Annotated in this window: 27 protein-coding genes and 1 pseudogene; 26 read left to right on the forward strand and 2 right to left on the reverse strand. The window is 54.2% G+C overall.

The genetic code is table 11. The features are described 5' to 3' along the window. Positions 1-43: 43 nt before the first annotated feature. Positions 44-400, reverse strand: coding sequence for an SA1362 family protein (locus ACVX3G_RS08325; protein WP_011231896.1), 357 nt, complete (start codon positions 398-400; stop codon positions 44-46). A gap of 22 nt (positions 401-422) precedes the next feature. Continuing rightward, positions 423-1,358, reverse strand: a complete 936-nt coding sequence (locus ACVX3G_RS08330; RefSeq protein WP_011231895.1) for a DUF1385 domain-containing protein — start codon at positions 1,356-1,358, stop codon at positions 423-425. 186 nt (positions 1,359-1,544) lie between these two features. Between ACVX3G_RS08330 and ACVX3G_RS08335 the strand changes: the two genes are divergently transcribed. From ACVX3G_RS08335 to spo0A, 26 genes and pseudogenes are all read left to right on the forward strand, one after another. Further along, positions 1,545-2,075, forward strand: a complete 531-nt coding sequence (locus ACVX3G_RS08335; RefSeq protein WP_011231894.1) for a YqhR family membrane protein — start codon at positions 1,545-1,547, stop codon at positions 2,073-2,075. Positions 2,076-2,335: 260 nt separating this feature from the next. Continuing rightward, positions 2,336-3,397, forward strand: a complete 1,062-nt coding sequence (locus ACVX3G_RS08340; protein ID WP_011231893.1) for a M24 family metallopeptidase — start codon at positions 2,336-2,338, stop codon at positions 3,395-3,397. 27 nt (positions 3,398-3,424) lie between these two features. Further along, on the forward strand, positions 3,425-3,982 hold the full coding sequence (gene efp, locus ACVX3G_RS08345; protein ID WP_011231892.1) for an elongation factor P: 558 nt from the start codon (positions 3,425-3,427) through the stop codon (positions 3,980-3,982). A gap of 176 nt (positions 3,983-4,158) precedes the next feature. Beyond that, a complete protein-coding gene (locus tag ACVX3G_RS08350; RefSeq protein ID WP_011231891.1) occupies positions 4,159-4,440 on the forward strand; it encodes a YqhV family protein in 282 nt (93 codons plus the stop codon). Positions 4,441-4,501: 61 nt separating this feature from the next. Next, positions 4,502-5,421, forward strand: a pseudogene (gene spoIIIAA / locus ACVX3G_RS08355) (stage III sporulation protein AA). Continuing rightward, the gene (gene spoIIIAB / locus ACVX3G_RS08360; RefSeq protein WP_014196327.1) at positions 5,418-5,930 is read left to right on the forward strand and encodes a stage III sporulation protein SpoIIIAB; all 513 of its coding nucleotides are present in this window, start codon (positions 5,418-5,420) and stop codon (positions 5,928-5,930) included. Before spoIIIAA ends, spoIIIAB begins: the two are co-directional and overlap by 4 nt. 15 nt (positions 5,931-5,945) lie before the next feature. After that, complete coding sequence (gene spoIIIAC / locus ACVX3G_RS08365; RefSeq protein WP_011231888.1) at positions 5,946-6,152, forward strand: stage III sporulation protein AC; 207 nt, start codon at positions 5,946-5,948, stop codon at positions 6,150-6,152. Between the two features lie 21 nt (positions 6,153-6,173). Next, entirely contained in the window at positions 6,174-6,560 is a 387-nt protein-coding gene (gene spoIIIAD / locus ACVX3G_RS08370) for a stage III sporulation protein AD (protein ID WP_011231887.1), read from the forward strand. Positions 6,561-6,573: 13 nt separating this feature from the next. Then, complete coding sequence (gene spoIIIAE, locus ACVX3G_RS08375; RefSeq protein ID WP_014196326.1) at positions 6,574-7,737, forward strand: stage III sporulation protein AE; 1,164 nt, start codon at positions 6,574-6,576, stop codon at positions 7,735-7,737. Positions 7,738-7,747: 10 nt separating this feature from the next. Next, a complete protein-coding gene (spoIIIAF, locus tag ACVX3G_RS08380) occupies positions 7,748-8,359 on the forward strand; it encodes a stage III sporulation protein AF (protein ID WP_014196325.1) in 612 nt (203 codons plus the stop codon). A gap of 7 nt (positions 8,360-8,366) precedes the next feature. Further along, entirely contained in the window at positions 8,367-8,999 is a 633-nt protein-coding gene (gene spoIIIAG, locus ACVX3G_RS08385) for a stage III sporulation protein AG (RefSeq protein WP_011231884.1), read from the forward strand. A 23-nt stretch (positions 9,000-9,022) separates the two neighbouring features. Next, the gene (locus tag ACVX3G_RS08390; protein WP_011231883.1) at positions 9,023-9,574 is read left to right on the forward strand and encodes a SpoIIIAH-like family protein; all 552 of its coding nucleotides are present in this window, start codon (positions 9,023-9,025) and stop codon (positions 9,572-9,574) included. A 144-nt stretch (positions 9,575-9,718) separates the two neighbouring features. Then, a complete protein-coding gene (accB, locus tag ACVX3G_RS08395) occupies positions 9,719-10,252 on the forward strand; it encodes an acetyl-CoA carboxylase biotin carboxyl carrier protein (RefSeq protein ID WP_014196324.1) in 534 nt (177 codons plus the stop codon). A gap of 15 nt (positions 10,253-10,267) precedes the next feature. Then, a complete protein-coding gene (accC, locus tag ACVX3G_RS08400; protein ID WP_011231881.1) occupies positions 10,268-11,623 on the forward strand; it encodes an acetyl-CoA carboxylase biotin carboxylase subunit in 1,356 nt (451 codons plus the stop codon). A gap of 10 nt (positions 11,624-11,633) precedes the next feature. Further along, entirely contained in the window at positions 11,634-12,035 is a 402-nt protein-coding gene (locus ACVX3G_RS08405; RefSeq protein WP_011231880.1) for an Asp23/Gls24 family envelope stress response protein, read from the forward strand. Positions 12,036-12,226: 191 nt separating this feature from the next. Beyond that, positions 12,227-12,619, forward strand: coding sequence for a transcription antitermination factor NusB (nusB, locus tag ACVX3G_RS08410; RefSeq protein WP_011231879.1), 393 nt, complete (start codon positions 12,227-12,229; stop codon positions 12,617-12,619). 59 nt (positions 12,620-12,678) lie between these two features. Next, a complete protein-coding gene (gene folD, locus ACVX3G_RS08415) occupies positions 12,679-13,533 on the forward strand; it encodes a bifunctional methylenetetrahydrofolate dehydrogenase/methenyltetrahydrofolate cyclohydrolase FolD (protein ID WP_011231878.1) in 855 nt (284 codons plus the stop codon). 11 nt (positions 13,534-13,544) lie between these two features. Beyond that, the gene (gene xseA / locus ACVX3G_RS08420) at positions 13,545-14,891 is read left to right on the forward strand and encodes an exodeoxyribonuclease VII large subunit (RefSeq protein WP_014196323.1); all 1,347 of its coding nucleotides are present in this window, start codon (positions 13,545-13,547) and stop codon (positions 14,889-14,891) included. Then, on the forward strand, positions 14,888-15,118 hold the full coding sequence (locus ACVX3G_RS08425; protein WP_012820585.1) for an exodeoxyribonuclease VII small subunit: 231 nt from the start codon (positions 14,888-14,890) through the stop codon (positions 15,116-15,118). Before xseA ends, ACVX3G_RS08425 begins: the two co-directional genes overlap by 4 nt. 3 nt (positions 15,119-15,121) lie before the next feature. Further along, positions 15,122-16,015: a polyprenyl synthetase family protein gene (locus ACVX3G_RS08430; protein ID WP_014196322.1), complete on the forward strand. Its 894-nt coding sequence runs from the start codon at positions 15,122-15,124 to the stop codon at positions 16,013-16,015. Positions 16,016-16,263: 248 nt separating this feature from the next. Beyond that, positions 16,264-18,156: a 1-deoxy-D-xylulose-5-phosphate synthase gene (dxs, locus tag ACVX3G_RS08435; protein WP_014196321.1), complete on the forward strand. Its 1,893-nt coding sequence runs from the start codon at positions 16,264-16,266 to the stop codon at positions 18,154-18,156. A gap of 3 nt (positions 18,157-18,159) precedes the next feature. Beyond that, the gene (locus ACVX3G_RS08440) at positions 18,160-19,008 is read left to right on the forward strand and encodes a TlyA family RNA methyltransferase (RefSeq protein WP_011231873.1); all 849 of its coding nucleotides are present in this window, start codon (positions 18,160-18,162) and stop codon (positions 19,006-19,008) included. A 56-nt stretch (positions 19,009-19,064) separates the two neighbouring features. Then, positions 19,065-19,514 carry a transcriptional regulator AhrC/ArgR gene (gene ahrC, locus ACVX3G_RS08445; RefSeq protein ID WP_011231872.1) on the forward strand — a complete coding sequence of 150 codons (450 nt, stop codon included), beginning with the start codon at positions 19,065-19,067 and terminating at the stop codon, positions 19,512-19,514. A 126-nt stretch (positions 19,515-19,640) separates the two neighbouring features. After that, positions 19,641-21,362 (forward strand): DNA repair protein RecN, encoded by a 1,722-nt coding sequence (gene recN, locus ACVX3G_RS08450; protein WP_011231871.1) that lies wholly within the window; start codon positions 19,641-19,643, stop codon positions 21,360-21,362. 273 nt (positions 21,363-21,635) lie between these two features. Then, positions 21,636-22,931 carry a SpoIVB peptidase gene (spoIVB, locus tag ACVX3G_RS08455; RefSeq protein WP_011231870.1) on the forward strand — a complete coding sequence of 432 codons (1,296 nt, stop codon included), beginning with the start codon at positions 21,636-21,638 and terminating at the stop codon, positions 22,929-22,931. 384 nt (positions 22,932-23,315) lie between these two features. Beyond that, positions 23,316-24,134 (forward strand): sporulation transcription factor Spo0A, encoded by an 819-nt coding sequence (gene spo0A / locus ACVX3G_RS08460; RefSeq protein WP_025038882.1) that lies wholly within the window; start codon positions 23,316-23,318, stop codon positions 24,132-24,134. Position 24,135 lies beyond the last annotated feature (1 nt).

Raw genomic sequence — 24,135 nt, forward strand, 5'->3', positions numbered from 1 at the left:
GATTTTTTAGCTGAACGGCAGAGGCAAACAAAAAAGAATCAAGCTAAAACGAAGCTCGATTCTTTTTTTTGCCTTTTTTGCCCTCGATCACGGTCAAGTGCGGAATGGCCGTCCGTTTTTTCAGCGACCGCTTCAGTTTCGCCGGCTTTGCTTGTTTGCGCCCGGAGCGGGGATGGAGCTTTTTCGACTGCCGCACCGCCTTTAAATACGATAACCGATCTTGATCGGTGCGGCGTTGGTATACGAACCGGTAGAAGAGATAAATGGCGGCCAAAAACAGCGCAACAAACAACAGCTGGCGGAACAGCACCGTCGGATGGGCAAAAAGGGTATAGACAATGCCAAGCGTTCCAAGCAAAATCATAAGCCCGACAAGCGGATGAATGGCCCGGCGCCGCAATGAGTCCACCCCCTTTGATCGATTACTGCACCGCTTGTTTCCTTTCGGCTTCCGCTTCCAAATCAAGAAGCCGCTGAAACGAGGCGATGGCCACTTCCACTTGGTCATCGTCCGGTTCTTTTGTCGTCAACCGCTGCAGCCATAGCCCGGGATAGCCAAGCCAGCTTAGCAGCGGAATATCCCTCAATTTATTTGTAAACTGCAAGACTTCAAACGAAACGCCAAGCACGACAGGAATTAAAGCGAGCCTGTTTGCGATTCGCAGCCAAAGCGGATCCGTCGGCACGAACAAATAAAGGAACAAGCTGATCATGACAGTAAATAAAATGAAGCTGCTGCCGCATCGGTAGTGAAGGCGCGAGGCGCGCTGGACGTGCTCAACAGTGAGCGGCCACCCCGCTTCAAAGGCGTTGATGACTTTATGTTCCGCCCCGTGGTATTGGAACACGCGCCTAACAAGCGGCGTCAACGAAATAAAGTAAATGTAGCCGAGCAAAAGAGCAAGCTTAAAGGCTCCTTCAAGCAAAATTTGCCCCATTTTCCCCGGTACGAGCGGTTTAAAGGCGTCGGCGGCGAGCGCCGGAACGAGCGTAAAAATGGTTTTGGCGAATAAAAACGATAGCACGCCGATGACGGCGGCGCCGAGAATCAGCCCGAATTTGGAGCGGTTTTCTTCGGCGGCCTGTTTTTCGTCCGAGGACGCCTCATATTGTTCGCTGGCAAACTGCAAATGCTTGGCCCCGTTTGCGCTCGCCTCAATAATGGCGACAATGCCGCGGACAAACGGGATTTTTTTCAGGGCAGCCAGCGTCGGATGGCTGCGGCGAGGCAGCGTAAAATAGTCAATCGTCCCGTCATGACGGCGAATAGCGGTGACGGAGTGCGTCTTGCCGGCAAACATCACCCCTTCAACGACCGCTTGGCCGCCGTATAACGGTTTCTCCATTGATGATTTCATCAGGCCAACACCAACCTATTTTTTATGTTTATTATTTTATTCTACAAGAAACATCCGGAAACCTCTAGGTTGATGCTACTATTATGATTTCCAAAAAATCCATGATTTACACAAGGGCGGTCATTTTTTCGTTTGATTCATGGGACGGTCGGCTGTCGGTCATACTAACTGACAAGGAGGTGCACGATGATGGCGGAACAAAAAGGGAAGCTTGAGCAGGAGGAGACGGAGCGGCCGATGACGCTCATACAAAAAACGATCATCATCGGGTTTGTCGGCGGGGTGTTTTGGAGTTTGATCGGCTATTTGGCTTATTTTTTCCATTTCAGTGAAATCAGTCCGAATATGATTCTCATCCCGTGGGTTGCCGGGGACTGGAAATATGGGAAAGCCGGCAATTATGCGGCCATCGTGCTGATCGGCATCATTTCCATTGCGGCGGCGCTTTTGTACTACGCGTTCCTGCGCAAGATCGCCGGTATGTGGGCGGGAATGGTATATGGCGTGGTGCTTTGGATGATTGTCTTTTATTTGTTTAATCCACTGTTTCCAAACGTCCAACCAGTTGCAGATTTAGAAACGAATACGATTATTACGACGCTTTGCTTATACATTTTATATGGCGTATTTGTCGGGTATTCGATTTCTTTTGAAACGCAAGAAATGAATCGAACGGCGTTAAATGTCGGAAAAGAGGCGGCAAATGAAGGAAACTGACGAAGCTTCTTTTCGCTCTCATCCGCTGAAGTAAGTGCTGCATCAAGCGCCGCGCGGACGTCTAGCGGAAACGACCATCTTTATGGTAAAATAAAGAAGGTTTTGCATGTTTCAGCATCAGTCCATGGCTGCTGCGGGCGCTCGTGAAACTGGCGCGCCTACGAGGTTTTTCGCGTCATCCTGACCGCGAAGATTTTCTCCGCTCTCGACGCAGGCAGCGGAGGAGACGAGCACACTCTAAGGGAAGAGGAGACGGAAACATGGAAAAGCTGGAAAAGCTTCGGGAGCTTCTTGACGAGCAGCATATCGACGGGCTGTTAGTAACAAACGGCTACAACCGCCGCTATTTGACCGGGTTTACTGGCACGGCCGGCGCTGTACTTGTCAGCCGTCAAGGGGCGGTGTTGGTTACGGACTTCCGCTACGTCGAACAAGCATCGAGGCAAGCCCAAGGGTTTGAAGTCGTCCAGCACAGCGGGCCGATCATCGAAGAAATTGCCAATCAGGTGAAGCGGCTTGGCATCAAGAGGCTTGGCTTTGAGCAAGAACATGTCACCTATGCCGCATACAAGTCGTATGAAGAAGCCATCCGCGCTGAACTCGTGCCAACGTCTTGGCTCGTAGAAAAATTGCGCTTGATTAAGTCAGAGGCAGAGATTAAGATATTAAAGGAAGCAGCAGAAATCGCTGATGCGGCGTTTTCGCACATTTTGTCGTTCATCCGTCCAGGCGTTAAAGAAATCGAAGTGGCGAATGAGCTGGAATTTTTTATGCGCAAACAAGGGGCGTCTTCGTCCTCCTTTGATACGATCGTTGCCTCCGGCTACCGTTCGGCGCTGCCGCACGGGGTGGCGTCAGAGAAAACGATCGAGCGCGGCGAGCTCGTCACGCTTGATTTCGGGGCTTACTATAAAGGGTATTGTTCCGACATTACGAGAACGGTCGCCGTCGGCGACATTAGCGTGGAGCTGCGGACGATCTATGACATCGTTCTTGAAGCGCAGCAACGCGGCATGAACGGGCTCAAGGCAGGCATGACCGGCAAAGAGGCTGATGCGCTCACGCGCGATTACATCCGCGAAAAAGGGTATGGCGACTATTTCGGCCATTCGACCGGCCATGGGATTGGATTGGAAATTCACGAAGGGCCGACGCTTTCGTTCCGTTCGGATGTCGTGCTTGAGCCAGGCATGGTTGTCACCGTCGAGCCGGGCATTTACATCCCGGGGCTTGGCGGGGTGCGCATCGAGGACGATACGGTCATCACTGCTGACGGGAACGAAGCGCTCACCCATTCGCCAAAAGAACTGATCATTTTATAATGGATTGCGTGAGGAGGATTTCGGCTAATGATTTCAGTCAACGATTTTCGCACAGGACTTACGATTGAGGTGGACGGCGAGATTTGGCGCGTCCTTGAATTCCAGCACGTCAAGCCGGGCAAGGGGGCGGCGTTCGTCCGTTCGAAGCTGCGCAATTTGCGCACCGGCGCCATTCAGGAGCGGACGTTCCGCGCCGGCGAAAAAGTGAACCGGGCGCAAATCGACACACGCAAAATGCAATATTTGTACGCCAACGGCGACCAACACGTTTTTATGGATATGGAAACGTACGAACAAATCGAGCTGCCGGCGAAACAAATCGAGCATGAATTGAAGTTCTTGAAAGAGAATATGGAAGTATTTATTATGATGTACCAAGGCGAAACGATCGGCGTCGAGTTGCCGAACACCGTCGAGCTGAAAGTCGTCGAAACAGAGCCGGGCATTAAAGGTGACACCGCTTCTGGCGGTTCGAAGCCGGCGAAGCTCGAAACCGGCCTTGTCGTTCAAGTGCCGTTTTTCGTCAACGAAGGCGACACGCTCATCATTAATACGGCCGACGGCACGTACGTTTCGCGGGCGTAAGCGCAAGCCCGACAGGCACCGTCTCGGACACCTTCCGGGGCGGTGTTTTTTATGCGCAAAATGGGCGCCGTTTTGCTCTCCCCCATCGTTTTCCTCAGTAAAAACTTCTTCTGAAACGGCTTGTTTTCGCATACGTTTGTACTAATCGATCCCATTTGGCAAAACAGGAGGGGAACATGAAACATTGGCTGCGATCGATCGACCCGTCCGTTATGGCCATGGCTGGCATGCGGATGGTGTCCGCGTTCATTGAACTGAGCGCGGCGCTGTTGATGCTTGTGTTCAATGACGTGAAAAAAGCGCTTGCCGTTAATGCCGCGCTTGCTGTCGTCGGTCCAACCGTCATGATGGTGACCATGGCGATTGGACTGCTTTCGCTTGCGGACGAGCTCTCGTTTTCACGGCTTGGGCTTGTGGCGCTCGGGATCGCGCTCATTTTGTTCGCAATTTACAAGTAAGGCATAAACGGCGCATTCCGCCCATACATATGAACTAGTCCACAAGAAAAGGGGGAGGGCCATGGAAGCGGTGTGGGGAATTTTGCCGAAAACGGTCGCCGCCGCGTTGCAGCACCATCTTCCTTCATGCCGCCGCGGAATTGAAGAAATCCGCATCCGCGTCTCCCGGCCGCTTGAGGTGATCGTCGACGGAACGGCCCGATTGCTGCCGTATGAAGTGACGAAAGAAGACGGCGTGCATTTGCTCAACAAATTGAGTCATTATTCGATCTATGCCGTCGAAGAAGAGCTGAAGCGCGGATTTATGACGATTGAGGGGGGCATCGCGTTGGGCTGGCCGGCAAAGTCATTACTGAAGGGGGCAAGGTGAAAGCGATCCGCGATGTTTCCTCGTTTAACATTCGCATCGCCAAGGAACAGATCGGCATCGCCGAGCCGCTGATTCCGTATGTGTACGACGGCCGCTGGCGTCATACGATGATCATCGGCTCGCCGCAGACGGGAAAAACGACGCTCCTGCGCGATGCGGCGCGCTTGATTAGCAGCGGGACGAGGCGCATTCCGGCGCAAAAGGTGGCGATCGTTGACGAACGATCGGAAATCGCTGGCTGTGTGAAAGGGATTCCTCAGTTTTCGTTCGGCCCGCGCCTTGACGTGTTGGACGCCTGCCCGAAAGCGGAAGGGATGATGATGATGATCCGCTCGATGAGCCCTGATGTCATGATTGTCGACGAAATCGGGCGCGAGGAGGACAGCGAGGCAGTGCTTGAAGCGGCCAATGCTGGCGTCTCTGTATGGACGACTGTGCACGGCCGCAACATCCAAGACGTCTGGCAACGTCCGACGCTCGGACCGGTGATGGAACAAAAGGTGTTTGAACGGTTTATTGAGCTGACGAACATTCCCCATCCCGGCTCAATCCGACGCATTCTCGACGCTGGCGGAACGGTGCTGTATGAAAGGGCGGTGGTCCATCGATGAAATGGTTTGGCGCTCTGTTGATTCTCGCCGCCTCAACATGGCTTGGGTTTGCCGCCGCCCGCGTGTTGCACGAGCGGCCGCTCCAGCTCCGCCAGCTGAAAGCGGCGCTGAGGGCGCTTGAGGCGGAAGTGATGTATGGCCATACGCCGCTTGCCGACGCCGCTATGCATCTCGCCCGGCAAACGGCCGCCCCGTTGTCCGAATTGTTCGAGCGGTTTGCCGCCGCGTTATGCACAGAAGAAACGAGCGCCGCCGAGGCATGGGAAAAAAGCTTGCGAGCCGTATGGGGAAAAACCGCTCTAAAGCAAGGAGAATTTGAAGTGATGAAACAATTTGGCGCCACGCTTGGCCAATACGACCGGCTCACCCAGCAAAGGCAAATCGCGCTGGCGCTCGCCCATCTTGAGCGGGAGGAAGCGGAAGCGCTAGACAACCAGGCGCGCTACGCCAAGATGGCGAAAAGTTTAGGCGTGTTGGCCGGCCTGCTGCTCGTCATTTTACTCATGTAGACAGGAGGCAGAATCATGGGCATCGATGTCGATCTCATTTTGAAAATCGCCGGCGTCGGCATCGTCATCGCGTTTTTGCATACGGTGCTCGATCAGATGGGGAGGAAAGAATACGCCCAATGGGTGACGCTGCTCGGCTTTATTTATATTTTGTTTATGGTCGCTTCCATCGTCAGCGATTTGTTCCAAAAAATCAAGGATGTCTTTTTGTTCCGCGGGTAGGAGGGATCGGCCATTGACATTTTGCAAATCGTCGGCCTCGGGTTGATCGCGACGTTTTTGGTCGTGTTGCTGCAAGAGCAAAAGTCGAATCTGGCCTTTTTGTTGACCGTGTTTGTCGGCTGCACCATTTTTCTGTTGTTGGTCGATCAAATCAGCAGCATTTTGGCGATGTTGCGAAAAATGGCCGAAGGCGCCCATATTCAGATGGTGTATTTAGAGACGATGCTGAAAATCATCGGCATTGCCTACATTGCCGAGTTCGCTGCCCAAATTTCCAAAGACGCCGGCCAAGGGGCGATCGCCGCCAAAATTGAGCTCGGCGGAAAAATCATCATTTTGGCGCTGGCGGTCCCGATTTTGACGGCGATCATTGAAGCGGTCATCGGCCTCATCCCGTCGGCGCGCTAAAGGGGGGAACGGATTGAAGCGAACAGCGTTCCTTATTGTCGGGCTGCTTTCTCTCTTTTTTTGTCCGTTGGTCGTACAAGCCGCAAGCGATGGACCGTCGGTCAGCGAGCAGCTCGCTCAGCTCGATGTGAGCGATATCCGCCGCTATTGGGAAACGATCGTCAGCGAGTATGGAGGGTTTTTGCCGGAAAGCGAGAAAGGGCCGCTCACCGATTTTTTAAGCGGCGACAAGCAATGGTCGCCGTCCGAATGGCTGAAGGCGCTCGCCCGCTATTTGTTTTATGAACTGCAGGTGAACGGCAAACTGCTCGGCACGCTCATTTTGCTTGCTGTCTTCAGCACGGTGCTGCAATCGCTGCAAAATGCGTTCGCTCAGCAGGAAGTAAGCAAAATCGCCCAGGCGGTCGTCTATATGGTGCTCTTGTTGATCGCCTTAAACAGCTTTCGCCTCGCGGCGGATTATGCGCTTGAGGCGGTGCGGACGATGAGCCATTTCATCATCGCCCTCGTTCCGCTGCTGCTCGCCCTGCTCGCCACTTCCGGCGGGGTCGCGTCGGCGGCGTTTTTCCACCCGATCATTTTGTTTGTGATGAACACCACCGGCACGGTCGTTGAATACGTCACCTTGCCGCTTTTGCTTTTGGCTGCGCTGCTTTCTGTCGTCAGCACGCTCAGCGACCGTTACAAGGCGACTCAGCTCGCCGATTTGCTCAACAAAGCCTCCCTCGGTTTGCTCGGCCTCATTTTGACCGTGTTCCTTGGCGTCATGTCCGTGCGAGGAGCGACAGCGGCCGTGGCTGACGGCGTGGCGCTCCGGGCGGCGAAATTTGTCACCGGCAATTTCATCCCGGTCGTCGGCAAGCTGTTCACTGATGCCGCCGATACGGTCGTCGCCGCTTCCATGCTGTTGAAAAATACGGTCGGGTTGGTCGGGGCGGCGATTTTGCTCATGATCGCCATCTTTCCAGCGGTGAAAATTTTCGCCATCGTCATCGTCTACAAACTATCGGCTGCTCTTCTACAGCCGCTTGGCGGCGGACCGGTATTGTCCTGCCTCAACATCATCGGCAAAAGCATCGCTTACGTGCTGGCGGCGCTGCTCATTGTGTCGCTCATGTTTTTCTTAAGCCTCACCGTCATGGTGATGGCCGGAAACATTACGATGATGGTCCGCTAGGGGGAGCGCTATGCAGCTAGTCATTGAGTGGGTGACAAACATCATTTTGTTTTTGTTGTTTGCTGTCATCATCGATTTTTTGCTGCCGTCGGGGACGATGCAAAAATACGTGAAAATGGCTGTCGGGCTTATGCTCGTTCTCGTGATGCTCGCTCCGGTGCTCCGGCTCGCTTCCGTTGATCCCGAGCAGCTCATCGCGTCGGCGCTCGTCCATTTTTCCAACGGCCGTGCGGGGGAGGAGGCAATAAAAAATCAAATCGAACAGCAGAAAAAAGAAATACAAGCCTCGCAACGCGCATATATTTTAAAACAAATGGCTGTCCAGCTCGAAAACGATGTCAATGAGGAGTTGATGGAAAAGTATGGGCTGAAAGCGGATGTCAACGTTTACGCCAAGCCAGGCGACGACTGGCGCATGCCGGATGACATCAAGACGATTGAGGTCGTCCTTTCGAAACAGAAGTCAGCCGGTTTGGTGGAACCGGTTGTCATCGATACGACGAAGCCGCCGGCTTTGCCGGAGGGCGATGCTTCGCTGGCAGAGGAGGTGCGCGCTTTTCTCGCCGGCCGATGGGAAATCGATGAAGATAAAATTGACGTGCAATTTAGGGGGAGGGAATAGAGGGGGGATGTTGCCGCTCATCAAACGGCTCTTTTCTTCAGCGCCGAAAGACGGGGAAGGAGCACAGAAAAAATGGCCGTTTTCGTACGTCGTCGTCCTGCTGTTGGCTGGTGTCGCCTTGATGGCGGCAAGCCATTGGGCAAACAGTGGAGAGGAAGCCGAAGCGAAGCCTTCCGCCGGGCAGCCGTCCGCTCCAGCCGAGCCGGCATTCCTGGCAAGCAAGGAGACGAAAGAGAAAGTGATCGCCGCCTATGAGGAGCGGTACGAAAAAGAACTGAAAGCCGCTCTTGAGGCGATCGAAGGGGTGGATGATGTCACGGTCGTCGTCAATCTCGATTCCACGGAGTTGAAACTGTATGAGAAAAAGCGTTCGACTCAGCAGCAGACAACGGAAGAGAGCGACAAGGAAGGCGGGAAGCGGACGATCGAAAACGAGTCGACCAATGAAGAAGTCATCATTATTCATAACGGCGAAGAAGAAACGCCGCTTGTCGTCGCCACGAAAAAGCCGGACATCCGCGGCGTTCTCGTTGTCGCCAAAGGGGCGGATAATTTGCAAATCAAAAAATGGATCGTCGAGGCGGTGACGCGCGTGTTAAACGTTCCGAGCTACCGCGTCGCTGTCTTGCCGAAAAAATGACCGGGTAAGGGGAGGAGATCGGCATGTTGAAAAAACAAACCGTATGGCTGTTGACGATGTTGAGCTTGGTCGTTGTGCTGTCGGTCTATTACGTGACAGCTCCAAAAAATATGAACGACAGTCCGGCATTTACCGCCAATAAGAAAACGGAAAAAACAACCGATCAGCCGAGCGTCGCTGTCGAAGAGGCGAAAAAGCCGTCCGCGTCTGGCGAAACGGGCGACGACTTGTTTACAGCGCTGCGCATGAAAATTGAGGATGAACGGAGCCGGCTGCGCGATGAGCTGAACGCCATTGTCGCTTCAGCGAACGCGACGGCGGAAGAAAAAAGTGAAGCGCTCGACAAAATTGAAAAATTGCAAGCATTGTCCGAAAAAGAAGCAACGTTGGAGACGCTCATCAAATCGAAAGGCGGTTATGAAGACGTGCTCGTGCGCGCCGATGACAACCAAGTGCGCGTGACGATCAAAGCGAAACAAAGCTCAGCTAAATCGGCGAATGAAGTCATTCATATGGTGAAAAAAGAAATACCCGATGCTGAATACGTGACGGTTGAGTTTCAGCCGGCTGGATGAACGCGCTGCTCTTTAGGGCAGCTTCTTTTTTTGCGGAAAAGTCTTTTGTTTGTCCTACTGTTGTGTGTATAATCGTTATGGACACGTTTAGGCACCGCCAGAAAGGAACGGGCTGCACGATACTTGGAGAAAGGTGTGAGATCGATGAAAATTCAAGAAATCCGTGAATTGATCCGCTTGGTCGACCAGTCCTCAATTGACGAATTCGTATACGAACAAGGCGAAACAAAAGTACATATGAAAAAAGGAACGACTGCTGTCGCCGTTGCGTCGGCTGCGGCCGCACAGACGGCGGTCGCGCCGCCGGCGCCTGCCGCTCCGGCAGCGGTCGAACCGGCTTCGGCAGCTGCTCCCGTTCAAGCAGCGGCCTCAGAAGCGCCGGCACCGAAAGCGGAAACGCCGGTGGTCAAAGAAGAAAAGCCGGCTGTGGAAGGCAACTTGCATCAAATTACTTCGCCGATGGTCGGCACGTTCTACGCAGCGCCGGCGCCGGACAAGCCGCCGTATGTGAAGCCGGGCGACAAAGTGAAAAAAGATACGGTCGTTTGCATCATCGAGGCGATGAAGCTGTTTAATGAAATTGAAGCGGAAGTCGATGGCGAAATTGTCGAGGTGTTGGTGCAAAACGGCCAGCTCGTCGAATATGGCCAGCCGTTGTTTTTAGTCAAGCCTGAATAAGGGAGAGAACGGACGATGATCAAAAAAGTGTTGGTGGCGAACCGCGGGGAAATCGCCGTCCGCATCATCCGCGCCTGCCGCGAGCTTGGGATTGAGACGGTCGCTGTCTTTTCGCAAGCCGACCGCGACGCCTTGCACGTGCAGCTGGCTGATGAGGCGTACTGCATCGGGCCGACCGCTTCGAAAGACAGCTATTTAAATTTCACAAACATTATGAGCGTCGCCACGCTGACTGGCTGTGACGCCATCCACCCCGGTTACGGGTTTTTGGCGGAAAATGAAGCGTTCGCCGAGCTGTGCCGTGAATGCAACGTGACATTTATCGGCCCAAGTCCGGAAGCGATTGCAAAAATGGGCATTAAAGACATCGCTCGCGAGACGATGCGCGAGGCGGGGGTGCCGATCGTGCCTGGGTCGCGCGGGGTTATCGAAAGCCTTGATGAGGCGCGGGCGATTGCCGAAGAGATCGGCTATCCGGTCATCATTAAAGCGACGGCCGGCGGCGGCGGGAAAGGAATCCGCGTCGCCCGCGACGAAGGCGAGCTCGTCAAAGGCATCAACATCACCCAGCAGGAAGCGGCGACGGCGTTTGGCAACCCAGGCGTCTATATTGAAAAATATATCGAAGATTTCCGCCATGTCGAAATTCAAGTGCTCGCTGATTCGTACGGCAATACGATTCATCTCGGTGAGCGCGACTGCTCGATCCAGCGCCGGTTGCAAAAACTGGTCGAGGAAGCGCCGTCGCCGGCGCTTGACGACGAGATGCGCCGGAAGATGGGCGAGGCAGCCGTCAAGGCGGCAAAAGCGGTCAACTACACCGGCGCCGGCACGGTTGAATTTATTTATGACCACCGGAACAAGCAATTTTACTTCATGGAGATGAATACGCGCATTCAAGTCGAGCATCCGGTCACCGAACTGATCACCGGCATCGATTTGGTCAAGGAGCAAATCCGCATCGCCGCCGGTGAAAAGCTGTCGATCACCCAAGAGGACGTCACGTTTAACGGCTGGGCGATCGAGTGCCGGATCAACGCCGAAAATCCAGCGAAAAACTTTATGCCGTCGCCGGGGAAAATCGCCATGTACCTGCCGCCGGGCGGCCCGGGCGTGCGCGTCGATTCCGCCGTCTATCCAGGCTATACGATCCCGCCGTATTATGATTCGATGATCGCCAAATTGATCGTTCATGCGCCGACGCGTGCGGAAGCGATCGCCCGCATGAGACGGGCGCTTTCGGAGTTTATCATCGAAGGCATTCATACAACGATTCCGTTCCACATAAAATTAATGGAGCATGAGAATTTTCAAAGCGGTGAGTTTAATACGAAGTTTTTGGAGTTATATGATATTATGAAGGCGGAATAGGAGGTGCCTTATGTCTGAGCATGTCTTTGAAACAGAGCAAGTGTACCCGGCGCTCGGCAAGGTGGAAATTGCACCGGAAGTGATTGAGGTGATCGCTGGCATCGCGGCGTCAGAAGTCGACGGCATCGCGCAAATGCGCGGCAATTTTGCCGCCGGCGTCGCCGAGCGGTTTGGAAAGAAACACCATGGCAAAGGCGTCAAGGTTGATTTGCGCGACGACGGCGTCGTCATCGATCTTTATTGCCTCGTCCAGTTTGGCGCATCGATTCCGAACGTGGCGAAAAAGGTGCAGGAAAATGTGCGCCAGGCGCTTTGGAACATGACCGGCCTCGAGGCGAGCGAAGTGAACGTTCATATCGTCGGCATCCAGTTTGAGGGCGGCAAGCAGGAACAAGGCGTGGTCGAACAGTGATCTCGCAAGGCAGTTGCTTTTTCGGCGGCTGCCTTTTTGTTTTTTTGGCCAAAGTTTGTTATTGTAATGAACGAGGCCGTTGTGGCGCAACCAACGGCAGCGCGAATGATTTGTGGGAAAAGGCTGGCTTTTTCCGAAAAATATGATATGATTTCATTGTGAATGTTCGTTTTTTGGAAAGGGGGACCGCCATGAAGCGGCATGAAGCACGGGAAAAGGCGTTGCAGGCGCTGTTTCAAATCGATGTCGGACGCATTCCACCAGACGAGGCGCTCCACAATGTCACGGGCGGCGGCGACATCGACCCGTTTTTGCGCCAGCTCGTCTTTGGCGTCGTCGAGCACCAGGAGGAGATTGACGAGCTGTTGCGCGCCAATTTGGAAAAATGGACGCTTGAACGCGTCGCCAACGTTGACCGCGCCATTTTGCGCATGGCGACGTACGAGATGAAATACGCCGATGATGTGCCGGTAAGCGTCAGCCTCGATGAGGCGGTCGAGCTGGCGAAAAAATTCGGCGATTGGAAATCCGGAAGTTTTGTCAACGGCGTGCTTTCGAAAGTGAAGGCGGCGCTGCAAAAATAAAACCGGCTGCATCGCGGGCAGATATCGAACGATGAACGAGGAGAGGGGAACGAAACACGATGACAGCACAAATCATTAGCGGAACGGAGATGGCGAGGACGATTCGCACCGCATTGGCGGATGAAGCCGCACAGTTGAAAGCGGACGGCGTTGAGCCGGGGCTGGCCGTCATTCTAGTCGGCGACGATCCGGCATCGCATTCGTATGTAAAAGGAAAACAAAAAGCGTGCGCCGAGGTCGGCATTCGCTCGTTCCTTTACACGTTTCCGGCGGCGATCGACGAAGAGACGCTGCTTGCGAAAATCCGCGAGTTAAACGTCGATCCGGCGGTGCACGGCATTTTAGTGCAGCTGCCGCTGCCGGATCACATTTGCGAATGGTCGGTCATTGAAACGATCGCACCGGAAAAAGATGTCGATGGGTTTCACCCGATCAATGTCGGAAAAATGATGATCGGCCAACGGGCGTTTCTCCCTTGCACTCCGCATGGCATTTTAGTGATGGTGCAATCGGCCGGCATTGACATCGCCGGCAAGCACGTCGTCGTCGTCGGCCGAAGCAACATCGTCGGCAAACCGGTTGGCCAGCTGTTTTTGCGCGAACATGCCACCGTCACCTACACTCACTCGAAAACGCCGGATTTGGCCGCCATCACTCGGCAGGCGGACATTTTGATCGTCGCTGTCGGCAAGGCGCGCCTCATCGGCCCGGAACACATCAAGCCCGGGGCGGTCGTCATCGACGTCGGCGTCAACCGGCTTGAGAACGGCAAATTGTGCGGCGATGTCGATTTTGACGCTGTGAAAGAAGTGGCTGGCTATATTACGCCGGTGCCGGGTGGAGTCGGGCCGATGACGATTACAATGCTCTTGCACAACACGATTGAAGCGGCACGGCAGCTGGCCGCAAAGTGAGGGCAGGATCAGTGGAAGTGAAATATGTGACGGTCGGGGCGTTGACGAAGTACATCAAACGCAAGTTCGATGTCGACCCGCATTTGCGCGATCTATGGGTGAAGGGCGAGATTTCGAATTTTAAGCAGCATTCGCGCGGCCATATGTATTTTACGTTGAAAGACAGCCAAGGACGCATTGCCGCCGTCATGTTCGCCGGCTACAACCATCATTTGCCATTCCGTCCTGAAGATGGGATGAACGTGCTCGCGCGCGGGGAAATTTCCGTCTATGAACCGAACGGCAACTATCAGCTTTATGTCAAAGAAATGCAGCCGGAAGGTGTCGGAAGCCTCTATCTAGCCTACGAACAGCTGAAGCAGCGGCTCGAGGCGGAAGGGTTGTTTTCGCCGGTCCATAAAAAGCCGCTTCCAGCCTTCCCTCGCTGCATCGGCGTCGTTACATCGCCGACTGGAGCGGCGGTGCGCGATATTATGACGACGATTCGCCGCCGCTATCCGCTCGCTAAAGTCATTTTGTTTCCAGCGCTCGTTCAAGGGGACGGGGCGGCGCCCTCCATCGTGCGCGCCATCGAGCGGGCGAATTCGTTCGGCGGGGTTGATGTGCTGATTGTCGGCCGCGGCGGCGGCTCGATCGAAGAATTGTGGGCGTTCAATGAAGAAATCGTCGCTCGCGCCATCTTCGCCTCAAAAATACCGATTATTTCCGCTGTCGGCCATGAAACAGATTTTACGATCGCCGACTTTGTCGCCGATTTGCGGGCGCCGACGCCGACGGCAGCAGCTGAGATGGCGGCGCCGCATGTTGGGGAGCTCGCTGAGCGGCTCGCCGAGCGGAAATGGCGGCTCATCCGCGCCATGAAAGAGCAGCTTGCCGCTGATAAAGAGCAGCTTCGCCGGCTGCAAGGATCCTACGCATTCCGCTATCCCAAGCGGCTCTATGAACAAAAAGAACAGCAGCTTGATGCGTTGCTTGAGCGGCTTAGCCGCCAACGCGAACGGCTCGTCGACAAACATCGTCAGCGGTTGCATGAGCTTGACATGAGACTATGGCGGCACCATCCAGCTGCAGAGCTTGAGCGGATGAAAGAACGGCAAAAGGCGGCCGCCAATGCGCTGGAAAAAGCGATGCGCACCGCGGTGGAGCGCCATCGGTTCCGCTTTCGCTCCAACCTCGCCCGGCTTGAGGCGCTCAGTCCGCTTCGCATCATGGAGCGCGGCTACAGCTTGGTGTACAATGAGCAGGGCGAGCTCGTGAAACGAACGAACCAGCTTCGAATCGGCGAGCATCTTTCCATTCAAGTTCAAGACGGACGAGTCGATTGTCAAGTGACGGGAGTGGAGGAAAAACACGTATGAGCGAAGAAAAAGAGATGACGTTTGAAGAAGCGATGAAAAAACTGGAGGAAATCGTCGAAAAGCTCGAGGAAGGGAACGTGCCGCTTGAGGAGGCGATCGCCTTTTTTCAAGAAGGCATGAAACTGTCCAAGCTTTGCCATGATAAATTGCAGCATGTGGAGAAACAGTTGGAGTACATGCTGCGTGAAGACGGCGAGCTTGTCCCTTTTTCGCCGGAGGAGGAGTGACGGGTGGCGCAGCTTTCGGTTGAACAGTTTCTCAACGAACAAAAACGGGCCGTCGAGGCGGCGCTTTCCTCCTATATGGCGCGGCTTCGTGGGCCGGAGACGCTGAAAAAGGCGATGGCCTACTCGCTTGAGGCCGGCGGCAAACGAATCCGCCCGCTTTTGTTGCTGGCGACCATCCAAGCGCTTGGCAAAGACCCGGCGATCGGTCTGCCAGTCGCTTGCGCCATTGAAATGATCCATACGTACTCGCTCATTCATGATGATTTGCCAAGCATGGACAACGATGATTTGCGGCGCGGCAAACCGACGAACCATAAAGTGTTCGGCGAGGCGATGGCCATTTTGGCCGGGGACGCCTTGCTTACGTATGCGTTTCAATTGATCGCCGAGGTTGATGACGACCGCGTTCCGCCTTCCGTCCGGCTGCAGCTCATCGAGCAGCTCGCGAAGGCGGCCGGCCCGGAAGGCATGGTCGCTGGACAGGCGGCTGATATGGAGGCGGAAGGAAAAACGCTGGCGCTTGCGGAACTGGAATACATCCACCGCCATAAGACGGGGAAAATGTTGCAATACAGCGTGCACGCCGGCGCCCTGCTTGGCGGCGCCGATGGTCGGCAGACGCGCGAACTCAACGAGTTCGCCGCACATTTAGGCCTCGCCTTTCAAATTCGCGACGATATTTTGGACATTGAAGGAATGGAAGAAAAAATCGGCAAGCGAGTCGGCAGCGACCGCGACAACAAGAAGGCGACATATCCGGCGCTTCTTTCGCTAGGCGGTGCCAAAGAGAAACTGGCGTTTCACATCGACGCCGCGAAGCGCCATTTGCAACAAGCCAAAATCGATGACGCGGTGCTGGCCTACATTTGCGAGCTTGTCGCGGTCCGCGACCACTGATGCGGGGCGGCGGCCTCTTGTTCCCGTTGTTCGCTTTCCTTCGGGGCGGAGGCGGCCTTGTTTTTTTGGTTGTTTTCCGCCGGGCGGCCGCCGCAAGTTCTATAGATACACCACAAAACGCGTCCTAGGTGGTGACGGGCTGCGTTGGCGGGAAAAGTCGATTTTTCGCGCCGGATCATGTATAATAATACTACCTGTACGAGGAGAAACGGCTCGGAGAACGACAGAATGAAAGCGAGTGATCTTTGTTGGACTTGACAAAAATTGACCATCCGCGCGTTGTCAAAAACATGTCCATTCCTGAGCTGAAACGGTTAAGCGCCGAGATTCGGCGGTTTTTAATTGAGAAGTTGTCGAAAACGGGCGGACATATCGGCCCAAACTTAGGGGTCGTCGAGCTGACGATCGCCCTCCACCGCGAATTCGACAGCCCAAAAGACAAGCTCATTTGGGATGTCGGACACCAGTCATACGTGCATAAAATTTTGACCGGACGCGCCGCCGCGTTTGACACGCTCCGCCAATACAAGGGGCTGTCCGGGTTCCCGAAACGGAGCGAAAGCGAGCATGACGTGTGGGAAACGGGCCATAGCTCGACGTCGCTGTCGGCGGCGATGGGAATGGCGATCGCCCGTGATTTGAAAGGGACGGATGAATACATCGTGCCGATCATCGGCGACGGGGCGCTCACCGGCGGCATGGCGCTTGAGGCGCTCAACCATATCGGGCATGAGAAAACGGATATGATTGTCATCTTAAACGACAATGAAATGTCGATCGCCCCGAACGTCGGCGCGTTGCACAACATCCTCGGTCGGTTGCGCACCGCCGGCAAATACCAGTGGGTGAAAGATGAACTGGAGCTGCTGCTCAAGCGCATCCCAGCGGTCGGCGGCAAGCTGGCGGCGACGGCCGAGCGGCTGAAAGACAGCTTGAAATATTTGCTTGTCTCCGGCGTGTTTTTCGAAGAGCTCGGGTTTACGTATTTAGGCCCGGTCGACGGCCACGATTTTGAGGATTTGTTTGAGAACTTGCGCTATGCGAAGAAGATGAAAGGTCCGGTGCTTGTGCATGTCATCACGAAGAAAGGGAAAGGATACAGTCCGGCGGAAAACGACAAAGTCGGCACATGGCACGGCACAGGGCCGTACAAAATCGAAACCGGCGCTTTTGTCAAAACGAAAGAGGCCGGTCCGTCATGGAGCGCGCTTGTCAGCGAAACCGTGCGCCGGCTCGCTCGCACCGACCCGCGCATCGTCGCGATTACGCCGGCGATGCCGGTCGGCTCGAAACTGGAAGGGTTCGCAAGCGAGTTTCCAGATCGGATGTTTGATGTTGGCATCGCCGAGCAGCACGCGACAACGCTCGCGGCTGGATTGGCGACGCAAGGGATGAAACCGTTTTTGGCCATTTATTCGACATTTTTGCAGCGCGCCTATGACCAAGTCGTCCATGATGTATGCCGGCAAAACTTAAATGTCTTTTTCGCCATTGACCGTGCTGGGTTGGTCGGGGCGGACGGCGAAACGCACCAAGGGGTGTTTGACATCGCCTTTTTGCGCCATGTGCCGAATTTGGTGTTGATGATGCCAAAAGACGAAAACGAAGGACAGCACATGGTGTACACCGCCATCCGCTACGACGACGGGCCAATCGCCATGCGTTTCCCGCGCGGCAACGGGCTTGGCGTACCGCTTGATGAGGAGCTGAAAGAAATCCCAATCGGCACGTGGGAAGTGTTGCGCGACGGCTGCGATGCGGCGATTTTGACGTTTGGCACGACGATTTCGATGGCGCTTAAGGCGGCCGACGAGCTGGCGAAAGACGGCATATCGGTGAAAGTCGTCAACGCTCGCTTTTTGAAGCCGATGGACGTGGCGATGCTTCACGAACTGCTTGAGAGCCGCCTGCCGATCTTAACGGTCGAAGAGGCGGTGCTGCAAGGCGGCTTTGGCAGTGCTGTGTTGGAGTTTGCTCATGATCATGGTTATCACGGAGCGGTCATCGAACGGATGGGCATCCCGGACCGCTTTATCGAACATGGAAGCGTCAGCGAGCTGCTCAATGAAATCGGGCTGACGTCGACCCATATCATCGACCGCATCAAAACGATGGTGCCAAGAAAACAGAAAAGGGCTTGAGACATGAAAGGAAAAAAAGAACGGCTCGATGTGCTGCTTGTCGAACGAGGGCTGGCGGAAACGCGGGAAAAGGCGAAGCGAGCGATCATGGCCGGGCTTGTCTATTCAAACGACGTTCGACTCGATAAGCCCGGGGAAAAAGTGCCGGTTGACATTCCGCTTGAGGTGAAAGGCAACCCGCTTCCGTACGTCAGCCGCGGTGGGTTGAAACTGGAAAAAGCGTTGCGCGAGTTTCATATTCGCGTGGAAAATAAAATTGTTCTTGACATCGGCGCGTCGACCGGCGGTTTCACTGACTGCGCCTTGCAGCATGGGGCGAAGCTGACGTATGCCGTCGATGTCGGCTACAACCAGCTTGCCTGGAAGCTGCGTCAAGACGAGCGCGTCGTTGTAATGGAGCGGACGAACTTCCGCTACGTGACGCCGGATCAGTTTACGAAAGGGCTGCCGGAAGTAGCTGTCATCGATGTCTCGTTTATTTCGCTGCGGCTCATTTTGCCGGTCGTCAAGACGGTCATGGTGCCGGGCGGCGATGTGATTGCTCTCGTCAAGCCGCAGTTTGAAGCCGGCAAGGAAAAGGTCGGCAAAAAAGGGATCATCCGCGATCCGAACATTCACGAGGAAGTGCTCGAATCGATCATTCAATTCGCCTGCGCGGAAGGGTTCGATGTTCTTCATTTAACGTATTCACCGATTACCGGCGGCGACGGCAATATTGAATTTTTGCTTCATGCTGCCTATCCTGGAGGAAACCGGGAGGGAGAAAACCGACTGCCAGCATCCGTCGCCGACGTGGTGAGCGAGGCGCATGCCCGATTGCGGGCGGGGAGCGTGGAGCCAAGCGGCAAATAGCGTCGGCGGGACGGACAATCTGCTCTGCACTTTGAAAAGCGGGGAGGTGGCGCAATGTGAACAAAGGGCAAAGGCATATTAAAATTCGCGAAATCATTATGAACCATGACATTGAAACGCAAGACGAGCTTGTCGACCGGCTGAGAGAAGCTGGCTTTAACGTCACCCAGGCGACCGTCTCGCGCGACATTAAAGAAATGCAGCTCGTCAAAGTGCCGATGGCCAACGGCCGCTACAAGTACAGCCTTCCGTCCGACCAGCGCTTCAATCCGTTGCAAAAGCTGAAGCGGGCGCTTGTTGATGTGTTTGTGAAGCTTGACGGAACGGGCAACTTGCTTGTGTTGCGGACGCTGCCGGGCAACGCCCATGCCGTCGGCGTCTTGCTCGACAATTTGGATTGGAACGAAATCGTCGGTACGATTTGCGGCGACGATACGTGCCTGATCATCTGCCGTACTCCGAAAGATGCGGAAAAAGTGTCCGACCAGCTGTTGTCCATGCTCTAGGCGAGGACCGGCCCAGCTTCCGTTCCACGTTCAAGGACGGAACGACAGGGCGGTCCTCGTTTGCAAATCCGAACATACGTGCTATAATCAAAAGTGGAATTAATCGGACAGGCAAGGAGTGGTGAAATGCTCGCCGAGCTGTCGATTAAAAATTTCGCCATTATCGAGTCGCTCTCGTTGTCGTTTGACAAAGGGCTGACGGTGTTAACCGGCGAAACGGGAGCCGGCAAATCGATCATCATCGACGCGATTCATTTGTTGATCGGCGGACGCGGCTCCGCTGAATTTGTCCGCTTTGGAGCGGAAAAGGCGGAAATCGAAGGGCTGTTTTTGCTTGATGATGACCGCCATCCGTGCTGGCAAAAATGCGCAGACGTTGGCATCGACGCCAGCGACGGCATGATCGTGTTGCGCCGCGATATTTTCGCCAACGGCAAAAGCGTCTGCCGCATTAACGGCAAGCTCGTCACGACGGCGGTGCTGCGCGACATCGGGGCGACGCTTGTTGATATTCACGGCCAGCATGAACATCAAGAACTGATGGATCCGTCCCGCCATCTGCCGCTTTTAGACGAGTTCGGCGGCCTAGAGGCGGCAGAGGCGCTTGCTCGCTACCGCGCCGTCTACGAGCGGTATGAGGAGCTCGGAAACAAATTGAAAAAGCTGAGCGAAAATGAACAGCAAATGGCGCACCGGCTTGATTTGCTGACGTTTCAGCTGCGTGAAATCGAGCAGGCGGCGCTCGAGCCGGGCGAGGACGAGCGGCTGATGGAGGAAAAAGTTCGCATCGTCAATTTTCAAAAAATTTATACCGCGCTGCAGAAAAGCTATGAGGCCCTCTCCGGAGAGGGACGCGGGCTTGATTCCATCGGGGAGGCGATGCGCCATCTCGATGACGTCGCAGGCATGGATGCAGCGCTCAAAGATGCGCATGAAACGACGGCGAACTGCTACTATTTGCTCGAGGAAGTCATGTACAAGCTGCGCGATCAAATTGAGGAGATGGAATACGACCCAGAGCGGCTCGATGCCATTGAAAGCCGTCTCGCGGAAATCGGGCAGCTCAAACGAAAATACGGGGCGACGATCGCCGATATTTTGCACTATGCCGAGACGATCGCCGAGGAAATCGAGACAATCGAAAATCGCGAAACGCATGTGCATGAGCTTAAGCAGCAGCTCGCTCTGGTGACGGACGAGTTGCTCACGGAGGCGAAAAACGTCACCGCTGTTCGGCAAACATATGCCCGGCGCCTGATTGAGCGCATTCATCAAGAACTGAAAGACTTGTACATGGACAAAACGAAATTTGACATCGTATTTGCCAAGCGCGAAGGATCGCTTGACGCTCCCTTGGTCGACGGCGTGCCGGTTAGGTTCCAAGAAGATGGCATCGATGTCGTCGAGTTTTACATTTCGACGAACGTCGGCGAGCCGTTAAAACCGCTCGTCAAAGTCGCTTCCGGCGGCGAGCTGTCGCGCATTATGCTGGCGTTGAAAACGATTTTTTCCAAACATCAAGGAGTGACGTCGATTGTTTTTGATGAGGTCGACACCGGTGTCAGCGGACGCGTCGCCCAGGCAATGGCGGAAAAAATTTACCGCATCGCCAGCCAGTCGCAAGTGCTTTGCATTTCCCATCTGCCGCAAGTCGCTGCGATGGCGGACACGCACTTGTTGATCGCCAAAGAGACGGATGGGGAACGGACGAAAACAGTCGTGAGGAAGCTCAATGAGGAGGAGAAAGTGAAAGAAATCGGGCGGATGATTTCCGGCGTCGAGATGACGGAATTGACGAAACGGCATGCCAAAGAGCTGTTGGAACTGGCGGCGAAAATGAAACATTGATTCCTGTTTCCCCTGTTCGTCGAGGGGAGGCGCATCCCTCTCAAAGCGGGCCGATTCCGCCTGCCTGTTCTGCCTTGGCGCCCGCTTTCCTTAAGAGAACTACGGTGTTTCATAAAGATAAGCAAAAAGCCGCGCGGCTGTCCGGATGCAAGTCCATCCAATTCCGGGCAGCTTTTTTATCGACAGGGCGATTATATTTTCCCCGGTTCAGGCAAAATTAAAACTGTAACCGTTTTTGCATGGTGTAGGCGGGAGCGAGGAGAGTGGACGACATTGAATAAAGAAACGGCGCGAAAAATCGCAGGAGTGCTTCTCCTTGGTATATTGACGGCCATCGCCTTTTCCAAACCGATGAAGGAATATTGGCAAATTCCGAAGCAGCTTGTCCTGTTTGAAGGCGATGCGGTTGAATTTCCTGCCGCTTCCCTTCCCGTGCAAGCGGCCGTCAATGACCGAAACGCTCCCGAAACGCTCAATATTGAGCGAAAAAACGGTTCTCTGTCTGTAAAGGCGAAACGCCGCGGACATGAAACGATGATGTTGCAGGTTGCCGGAATGCCGATCAAGCAAGTGGATGTCAACGTGCTGCCGACGCTCAAAGTCATTCCCGGCGGACAATCGATCGGCGTCAAGCTCAATACCGTCGGCGTTCTTGTCGTCGGTTACCACCTTGTCGAAACCGAAAACGGGAAAAAATCGCCGGGAGAGGCAGCCGGCATTCAAGTCGGCGACATCATTATCGGCATTAACGGCCAAAAAATCGAAAACATGAGCGACCTTTCCCCTTTCATCGAGGAGGCCGGCAAAACGGGAAAACCGCTTCATCTAAAAATTCTGCGCGATCAGCACTCCATGACGGTGAAGCTCGTTCCGCTGAGAGACAAGCATGACGATGTGTACCGCATCGGCCTGTACATTCGCGATTCGGCCGCCGGCATCGGGACGATGACATTTTACGACCCCAAATCAAAAACATATGGCGCACTTGGCCATGTCATCTCTGACATGGATACGAAAAAGCCGATTGTCGTGCAAAACGGGCAAATTATGCGCTCGACCGTCACATCGATCGAAAAAGGGACGAGCGGCAATCCAGGTGAAAAATTAGCCCGCTTTTCCGACGGCGAAGAAGTGATCGGCACGATCACCACCAACAGCCCGTTTGGCATTTTCGGCAAGCTGATCAAACCACTGCCGAACGGTCCGTTCACAAAACCGATCCCGGTTGCCTTGGCGAACCAAGTGAAAGAAGGACCGGCAAAAATATTGACAGTGGTGGAAAACGACAAAGTCGAGCAGTTTGACGTGGAAATTGTCAGCACCATTCCGCAGAAATTTCCGGCGACCAAAGGCCTCGTGATTCGCGTCACGGACCCGCGCTTGTTAAAGAAAACAGGGGGCATCGTCCAAGGGATGAGCGGCAGTCCGATCATTCAGGATGGAAAACTTGTCGGCGCAGTGACGCACGTTTTCGTGAACGATCCGACATCCGGCTATGGCGTCCACATTGAGTGGATGCTGCAAGAGGCAGGCATCGATCTATACGGCAAACAAAAGAAAGCGAGCTGACAAAGTCGGCTCGCTTTTTCCCGGCAGCCAACATTCGATTCTTGCGTATATTTGGTGAAATGACGAGTGATGATTTGGTCACCATTCATCTCTTCCTGATCATCCCAAGGTCAATGTTTCGAAATGCTGTGAGCGGCCTCATTGATTCCGCCATATTGGTTAGGCTGCCACTAAAAATTTTTCAAAAAAGGCGGCAAAAATTTTGCCGGTTTGGCATAGATATTTGGTGAAACATCCGTTAAAATGAAATGTGTAAAGATTTTTCGACAAACGCATCGCTGGTGAAAACGAATATTGTCTAATGAGCTCGTTTTTTGTTATAATTTTTATTTTTTGAAAAATAAAAGGATTTTTTGCCGCTGTTGTCGAATGTACGTTAATGGAATGTTACATAGCAAGAAAAAGTGGGGGAGGACGATCGTTTTGAGCATTAAGGTGTGCATTGCCGATGATAACCGCGAATTGGTGACATTGCTTGACGAATATATCTCGAGTCAGCCGGACATGGAAGTGATTGGCACGGCGTATAACGGCCAAGATTGCCTTCATATGCTCGAGGAAAAGCGGCCGGATATTTTGCTTCTGGACATCATTATGCCGCACTTGGATGGGTTGGCTGTGCTTGAGAAAGTCCGCGCAGGTTGTGAGCATCAGCCGAGCGTCATTATGCTGACGGCGTTCGGCCAGGAGGATGTCACGAAAAAGGCAGTGGAACTCGGCGCTTCCTACTTCATTTTAAAACCGTTCGACATGGAGAATTTGGTCCATCACATTCGGCAGATTCATGGCAAAACGGCGCCGATGGTCAGAAAAACCGGCTCTGCCTACCAGGCGCGCGACAACAAACCGAAAAATTTGGATGCGAGCATTACGAGCATCATCCATGAAATCGGCGTCCCGGCGCATATTAAAGGCTATCTGTACTTGCGCGAAGCGATCGCGATGGTGTACCACGACATCGAACTGCTCGGCTCCATCACGAAAGTGCTCTATCCGGACATCGCGAAAAAATACAACACGACGGCCAGCCGCGTCGAGCGCGCCATTCGCCATGCGATCGAAGTCGCTTGGAGCCGCGGCAACCTCGAATCGATTTCCTCGCTGTTCGGCTATACGGTGAGCGTCTCGAAGGCAAAGCCGACAAACTCGGAATTCATCGCCATGGTGGCAGACAAGTTAAGATTGGAACATAAAGCTTCTTAAG

Source organism: Geobacillus sp. PLS 41 (assembly GCF_056494105.1).

What these genes read in the sequence shown, in the direction of transcription:
- spoIIIAB (WP_014196327.1), top strand. Translation starts at nt 5,418, where the DNA reads ATGAAATGGTTTGGCGCTCTGTTGATTCTCGCCGCCTCAACATGGCTT.
- efp (WP_011231892.1), top strand. Translation starts at nt 3,425, where the DNA reads ATGATTTCAGTCAACGATTTTCGCACAGGACTTACGATTGAGGTGGAC.
- accC (WP_011231881.1), top strand. Translation starts at nt 10,268, where the DNA reads ATGATCAAAAAAGTGTTGGTGGCGAACCGCGGGGAAATCGCCGTCCGC.
- spo0A (WP_025038882.1), top strand. Translation starts at nt 23,316, where the DNA reads ATGTTACATAGCAAGAAAAAGTGGGGGAGGACGATCGTTTTGAGCATT.
- ACVX3G_RS08405 (WP_011231880.1), top strand. Translation starts at nt 11,634, where the DNA reads ATGTCTGAGCATGTCTTTGAAACAGAGCAAGTGTACCCGGCGCTCGGC.
- accB (WP_014196324.1), top strand. Translation starts at nt 9,719, where the DNA reads ATGAAAATTCAAGAAATCCGTGAATTGATCCGCTTGGTCGACCAGTCC.
- ACVX3G_RS08330 (WP_011231895.1), bottom strand. Translation starts at nt 1,358, where the DNA reads ATGAAATCATCAATGGAGAAACCGTTATACGGCGGCCAAGCGGTCGTT.
- ACVX3G_RS08340 (WP_011231893.1), top strand. Translation starts at nt 2,336, where the DNA reads ATGGAAAAGCTGGAAAAGCTTCGGGAGCTTCTTGACGAGCAGCATATC.
- spoIIIAC (WP_011231888.1), top strand. Translation starts at nt 5,946, where the DNA reads ATGGGCATCGATGTCGATCTCATTTTGAAAATCGCCGGCGTCGGCATC.
- ACVX3G_RS08440 (WP_011231873.1), top strand. Translation starts at nt 18,160, where the DNA reads ATGAAAGGAAAAAAAGAACGGCTCGATGTGCTGCTTGTCGAACGAGGG.
- spoIIIAF (WP_014196325.1), top strand. Translation starts at nt 7,748, where the DNA reads ATGCAGCTAGTCATTGAGTGGGTGACAAACATCATTTTGTTTTTGTTG.
- spoIIIAG (WP_011231884.1), top strand. Translation starts at nt 8,367, where the DNA reads ATGTTGCCGCTCATCAAACGGCTCTTTTCTTCAGCGCCGAAAGACGGG.
- folD (WP_011231878.1), top strand. Translation starts at nt 12,679, where the DNA reads ATGACAGCACAAATCATTAGCGGAACGGAGATGGCGAGGACGATTCGC.
- ACVX3G_RS08335 (WP_011231894.1), top strand. Translation starts at nt 1,545, where the DNA reads ATGATGGCGGAACAAAAAGGGAAGCTTGAGCAGGAGGAGACGGAGCGG.
- ACVX3G_RS08390 (WP_011231883.1), top strand. Translation starts at nt 9,023, where the DNA reads ATGTTGAAAAAACAAACCGTATGGCTGTTGACGATGTTGAGCTTGGTC.
- recN (WP_011231871.1), top strand. Translation starts at nt 19,641, where the DNA reads ATGCTCGCCGAGCTGTCGATTAAAAATTTCGCCATTATCGAGTCGCTC.
- nusB (WP_011231879.1), top strand. Translation starts at nt 12,227, where the DNA reads ATGAAGCGGCATGAAGCACGGGAAAAGGCGTTGCAGGCGCTGTTTCAA.
- ACVX3G_RS08350 (WP_011231891.1), top strand. Translation starts at nt 4,159, where the DNA reads ATGAAACATTGGCTGCGATCGATCGACCCGTCCGTTATGGCCATGGCT.
- ACVX3G_RS08425 (WP_012820585.1), top strand. Translation starts at nt 14,888, where the DNA reads ATGAGCGAAGAAAAAGAGATGACGTTTGAAGAAGCGATGAAAAAACTG.